Below are 774 nucleotides of genomic sequence, written 5' to 3' on the forward strand. Positions count from 1 at the left end.
GAACACCACCGGCTGGTCGGCCGTGCCGTTGACCTGCAGGGTCCCCTCCACCCGCAACCGGGCATCGAAGGACTTGACCACCGTTCCGGCCGCCACCGTCAACGACACCCCCGACTCCACCGTCAGGTCGCAGGTGAGAGTGTGGACCACGTCAGCCGTCCATGTTTCGTTCGTCGCGACCTCGCCACAATGCTCGATTGCCGGTTCTGACACGGTGAACGCGATCGTGGCCATGTCAGTCGCACCATCGGGATCCATGCCGGTCACCGTGAACTCGCCCGACCCGACCGCTGTGGGCGTGCCCTGGATGGTCGCGGTGTTGTCACCGTTGTCGACCAGCTCGAGCCCGTCGGGCAACCCCTCACCCGCAAGCGCGACATCGTCGCCGTCAGGATCGCTGGCCGTGACCTCCACCGGAACGAGTGTCACGCCGACCACGCCCGACACCTCCGCCGGCACATCCAACACCGGCGGAGAGTTCGCCGGCTCCGACACGGTGAACGCGATCGTGGCCATGTCAGTCGCACCATCGGGATCCATGCCGGTCACCGTGAACTCGCCCGACCCGACCGCTGTGGGCGTGCCCTGGATGGTCGCGGTGTTGTCACCGTTGTCGACCAGCTCGAGCCCGTCGGGCAACCCCTCACCCGCAAGCGCGACATCGTCGCCGTCAGGATCGCTGGCCGTGACCTCCACCGGAACGAGTGTCACGCCGACCACGCCCGACACCTCCGCCGGCACATCCAACACCGGCGGAGAGTTCGCCGGCTCCAA

The 774-nt window shown here is 67.4% G+C and carries 2 protein-coding genes (1 of these 2 cut by a window edge); both read right to left on the minus strand.

The window, feature by feature from the left end; translation table 11 throughout:
- Nucleotides 1-720 (minus strand): putative Ig domain-containing protein (locus tag KR546_RS12455; RefSeq protein WP_238445036.1); only part of this gene is annotated, 720 nt, incomplete at its 3' end.
- Nucleotides 708-774, minus strand: the 3' end of a protein-coding gene (locus tag KR546_RS12460) for a cell wall-binding repeat-containing protein (RefSeq protein ID WP_476661764.1). Its footprint extends 1,130 nt past the window's final position; 67 of the gene's 1,197 nt are visible here — the last part of the coding sequence; its start codon lies off the right edge, out of view; the stop codon is at nucleotides 708-710. The genes KR546_RS12460 and KR546_RS12455, both read right to left, overlap by 13 nt.

The organism is Salsipaludibacter albus (assembly GCF_019798055.1).
In the GTDB taxonomy this organism is placed as follows: Bacteria; Actinomycetota; Nitriliruptoria; order Nitriliruptorales; family Nitriliruptoraceae; genus Salsipaludibacter; species Salsipaludibacter albus.